This window comes from Burkholderia sp. Tr-20355 (genome assembly GCF_017104685.1).
Taxonomy (GTDB): domain Bacteria; phylum Pseudomonadota; class Gammaproteobacteria; order Burkholderiales; family Burkholderiaceae; genus Burkholderia; species Burkholderia seminalis.
The window spans coordinates 1-4257 of record NZ_JAAGPK010000308.1 but is presented as its reverse complement, the minus strand read 5'-3'; the positions used below and the strand labels follow the sequence as shown (position 1 = coordinate 4257).

The window sequence follows — 4257 nt, the reverse complement described above, 5'->3', positions numbered from 1 at the left end:
CGCCGGCGCCGCGCGGCCGGGCCTCGCCCGCGTGCCGCGCGCCAATATGATGCTGGCCGTCGGGGGGCCGATTCCCGGCGCGCATCGCCGCGCGCCGGAGCCTCGCGACCGGGCGGGTTGCGTCGCCGGAAGACCGGCCGAGTATACCGGGCCGACCGGCTCCGATCGCGCCACGACTGCACCCCGAGCGCCGCCCCGCGCCGCTTCACCGAGCCTTCGAATGACACTCGCGAAGTTCTTCCTGCGCCATACCGTGATCCCGTTCGCCGCGATCGTGCTGGTGGCCGTCCGGGCGTTCAACCGCGAATCGGGCGAGATCGATGCGCGCCAGTACGCGGCGCGGGTGGCCGCCTATCCGTCGTTCACACCGAAGCTGAAGCACGAGGTGGCCGACGCGTTGCGCGGCGGCAAGGTCGGCAAGGCCGATTACGGCGCGATCATGCGCGACGCGCTCGACGCGGGTTTCGTGGTCGACTGGCCGGCGGTGACGGACGACGTCGGCAGCGCGCGCGGCCGGCTGCTTGGCCTCGTGAACGGCGACCTGCCGGCGTCGCGCTAGCCGGCCGGCCGCGGGCCGCTCACTGCCCGATGCCCGTGAGGCCGATCAGCGCGCCGCCGGCGAGCAGCCACAGCGGATGGATGCGCGTGCGCCACGCCAGCACCGCGCACGCGGCCGTGATGCCCCACTGGATCGCCGTGCGGTTCGACGCCTCGGAGATCAGCAGCGCGCTCGCCGCGACGAGCCCGGCCGTGACGGGCATCATCCCCTGCTGCACGTAGCGGCGCCACGGCCGGTCGCGAAAGCGCTCCCACGCATGCAGCGCGAGCACGGTGACGATCGACGACGGCCCGAACTTCGCGAGCGACGCGACCAGCAGCCCCGCCCAGCCGGCCACGTGCCAGCCGACCAGCGACACGATCATCATGTTCGGCCCGGGCGCCGCCTGGGCCAGCGCGAACAGCGCGGTGAACTCGTGCGCGCTCATCCAGTGATGCACGTCGACGACCTGCCGCTGCATCTCCGGCAGGATCGTGTTGCCGCCGCCGAATGCGAGCAGCGACAGTTGGCTGAAGATCGTCGCGATGGCGATCAGCGTGTCGTTCATGGCCGGCGCTCCGGTTGCGAGTCGGGCGTGCCCTGCGAATCGTGCGTGCCCCGCGCGGCGGCCGGCGCCGGCTGCGGCGTGCCCGCGTCGCGGCGGCGCGACGCGAGCCACACGCTGACGGGCGTCAGCACGAGCATCGTGGTCAGCAGCGGCAGGCGCACCACTGCGATCGCGACGAACGCCAGCGCCGCGATCGCGGCCGCCGTGCGCGGCGCCCGCAGCAGCGGCTTCGCGACCTTCACGGCCATCGCGACGAGCAGCCCGGCGGCCGCGGCCGCGAGCCCCGCGAACAGGTGCTGCACGTGCGGATCGTTCTGCGTCTTCGCGTACAGCACGCCGAGCGCGACGACGACGAGCGTCGGGCCCGCGATCAGCCCGAGAATGCCGGCGAACGCGCCGGCAACGCCGCGAAAGCGCATGCCGACCGCGACCGACAGGTTGATCACGTTGCCGCCCGGCAGGAACTGGCACAGGCCGAGCAGATCGGTGAATTCGTCGGCGGAGAGCCACTTGCGCTCGTCGACGATGGTGCGCCGCGCGAACGGCAACGCGCCGCCGAACGACATCAGGCCGAGCGACAGGAAACCGGTGAACAGCTCGGCGAGGCCGACGCGGCGGGGCGTCGCGGCGGACGGCGGGGAAACGGATTGCATGGTGCTCCTCACTAAACGGTGAACCGAGGTTACCGCCGTTCGGGAGGATGGCAAAACGATTTTATCGGTGCGCCCTTGTGATCTAGAATCACAAGCATGGCACGCGATCTCCCGCCCTTTTCCGCGCTTCGGGCCTTTGAAGCCGCGGCACGACATGAAAGCTTCAGCGCCGCCGGCGACGAGCTGCATGTGACCCATGGTGCCATCAGCCGGCAGATCGCCGGATTCGAGGCGTGGCTCGGCAATCCACCGCCACGGCAAGCGCGTGAAGCTCACCGACGAAGGCCGCCGCTACCTGGACACCGTGCGGGCGGCGTTCGACAGCATCGCGCACGCGACCGAGCAGTTGCGCCATACCGGCGCGGCGCGCGTGTTGCGCATCAACGCGCTGCCGACCTTCGCGATGAAATGGCTGCTGCCGCGCCTGTCGCGGTTCCAGCGCGACGTGCCGAACGTCGAGCTGAAGCTGTCGACGTCGAATGCGCCGCTCGACACGCTGAACGGCTTCGATGTCGCGATCCGCCGCGGCCCCGGCCACTGGCCGACCTGCACGAGCGGCCACTTCCTCGACGAAAGCGTGATCCCGGTCTGCAGCCCGGCGCTGCTCAGGCGCGCGCCGATTACCCGCGCGGACGACCTCGCGCGGCACGTGCTGCTGCATTCGGATACGCGGCCGGAAGGCTGGCGCGACTGGTTCGCGGCGGCCGGCGTGACGATGAAGGGGCGCAAGCGGCAGTCGTTCGACCACTTCTACCTGGCGCTGCAGGCCGCCGTCGACGGGCTCGGCGTCGCGCTCGGCCCGCTGCCGCTGATCGACGACGAGCTCGCGAGCGGACGGCTCGTGATGCCGCTGGCCGGGCCGCGCATCGCGACGCGCAGCTACTGGTGGATCACGCCGCACGCGCCGGCCGACGATCCGCTCGTCGCGCAGTTCTGCGCGTGGCTGCAGGCGCAGTCGAATACCGGCGCGTGAAGGCGCGCCGGCGGGCGGCAGCGCGCCGCCCGTCCCCGGTCAGACCACCGGGCCCGGTTCCTTTTCCTTGCGCAGGATCGCGTACAGGATGATCGCGCCGAACGTCGCGGTGCCGATCCCGCCGAGGCCGAAGCCACCGAACTTCAGCGAGAAGTCGCCGGCGCCGAGCACGAGCGTGACGGCCGCGACGATCAGGTTGCGGTTGTCGGAAAAGTCGACCTTGTTGACGACCCAGATCCGCGCGCCCGTCACCGCGATCAGCCCGAACACGACGATCGACACGCCGCCGAGCACGGGGCCCGGGATCGTCTGGATCACCGCGCCGAATTTCGGCGAGAAGCCGAGCCCGATCGCGATCAGCGCGGCGAGCGCGAACACCAGCGTCGAGTAGATCCGCGTGACGGCCATCACGCCGATGTTCTCCGCGTACGTCGTGACGCCCGTGCCGCCGACGCTGCCCGACACGATCGTCGCGAGGCCGTCGCCGATGAACGCGCGGCCGACGTAGCGGTCGAGGTTGTGCCCCGTCATCGCGCTGACGGCCTTGATGTGGCCGAGGTTCTCGGCGACGAGGATCACCGCGATCGGCGCGAGCATCAGCATCGCGTGCGGGTCGAACACCGGGGCGCGGAAGGCCGGCACGCCGAACCACGCGGCCTGCCCGACGATCGAGAAGTCGATCGGCTTGCCGAGGCCCATCCCGTTGGTCGCGATCGCATAGATCGCGTAGGCAATCGCGAGCCCGACGAGGATCAGCAGGCGCTGCATCATCCCGCGCGCGAACACCGCGACGCCGCCGACGCACAGCACCGTGACGAGCGCCATCACCGAATCGAAGGTCGACGCCGAGACGCCCTTGACCGCGATCGGCGCGAGGTTCAGCCCGATCACCGCGACCACCGCGCCGGTCACGACCGGCGGCATCAGCGTCTCGATCCAGCGCGTGCCGATCGCCTGCACGAGCGCGCCAAGCGCGACGTAGACGACGCCGCACGCGACGATCCCGCCGAGCGCGACCGGAATGTTCGGGTTCGGGCCGCTGCCGCCGTAGCCCGTCACCGCGATCACGAGGCCGATGAACGCGAAGCTCGAGCCGAGGTAGCTCGGCACGCGGCCGCCGACCAGCACGAAGAACAGCAGCGTGCCGATGCCCGACATGAAGATGCACAGATTCGGGTCGAAGCCCATCAGCAGCGGCGCGAGCACGGTCGAGCCGAACATCGCGACCACGTGCTGCACGCCCATCGCGATCATCTGCGGCCACGCCAGGCGTTCGTCGGGGCCGACCACGCGCGATGCCGCGCCGGTCGATTGGACCCGCCAGCGCGGGAAGTAGGAATCGGACATGGGGAAAGGGCTCCTGTCGGTCGCCGGCTGCCTGGGATGCGCCGGTCTGGAATCTGGCGCGAGTTTACGGAGCGGAGATGGGGCTGGCAAGCGCGCCGGCACGCGCGGCTGAAGGGCGTGGGACGGGGTGTCCCGCCCGCGCGGACCGGTGCGCGGCCGCGCGGCCCGGCGAAGCGGC

Annotated in this window: 4 protein-coding genes and 1 pseudogene; 2 read left to right on the top strand and 3 right to left on the bottom strand. The window is 71.2% G+C overall.

What is annotated here, in order from left to right; translation table 11 throughout:
• Positions 1-220: 220 nt before the first annotated feature.
• A complete protein-coding gene (locus G3N62_RS34655) occupies positions 221-559 on the top strand; it encodes a hypothetical protein (protein WP_069707070.1) in 339 nt (112 codons plus the stop codon).
• Between the two features lie 19 nt (positions 560-578).
• On the opposite strand, the gene G3N62_RS34650 is transcribed toward G3N62_RS34655, so the two are convergent.
• Positions 579-1106 (bottom strand): chromate transporter, encoded by a 528-nt coding sequence (locus G3N62_RS34650; protein ID WP_034190322.1) that lies wholly within the window; start codon positions 1104-1106, stop codon positions 579-581.
• Entirely contained in the window at positions 1103-1759 is a 657-nt protein-coding gene (locus G3N62_RS34645; protein WP_124670516.1) for a chromate transporter, read from the bottom strand. The genes G3N62_RS34650 and G3N62_RS34645 overlap by 4 nt, the downstream gene beginning before the upstream one ends.
• 96 nt (positions 1760-1855) lie before the next feature.
• Between G3N62_RS34645 and G3N62_RS34640 the strand changes: the two are divergent.
• Positions 1856-2732 (top strand): annotated as a pseudogene (locus G3N62_RS34640) (transcriptional regulator GcvA).
• Positions 2733-2771: 39 nt separating this feature from the next.
• Here the strand turns inward: G3N62_RS34640 and G3N62_RS34635 are convergent.
• Complete coding sequence (locus tag G3N62_RS34635) at positions 2772-4079, bottom strand: solute carrier family 23 protein (protein ID WP_034190319.1); 1308 nt, start codon at positions 4077-4079, stop codon at positions 2772-2774.
• Positions 4080-4257 lie beyond the last annotated feature (178 nt).

Excerpts from the sequence above, each read along its gene's own strand:
- G3N62_RS34655 (WP_069707070.1), top strand. The coding sequence starts at position 221 with ATGACACTCGCGAAGTTCTTCCTGCGCCATACCGTGATCCCGTTCGCC.
- G3N62_RS34650 (WP_034190322.1), bottom strand. The coding sequence starts at position 1,106 with ATGAACGACACGCTGATCGCCATCGCGACGATCTTCAGCCAACTGTCG.
- G3N62_RS34645 (WP_124670516.1), bottom strand. The coding sequence starts at position 1,759 with ATGCAATCCGTTTCCCCGCCGTCCGCCGCGACGCCCCGCCGCGTCGGC.
- G3N62_RS34635 (WP_034190319.1), bottom strand. The coding sequence starts at position 4,079 with ATGTCCGATTCCTACTTCCCGCGCTGGCGGGTCCAATCGACCGGCGCG.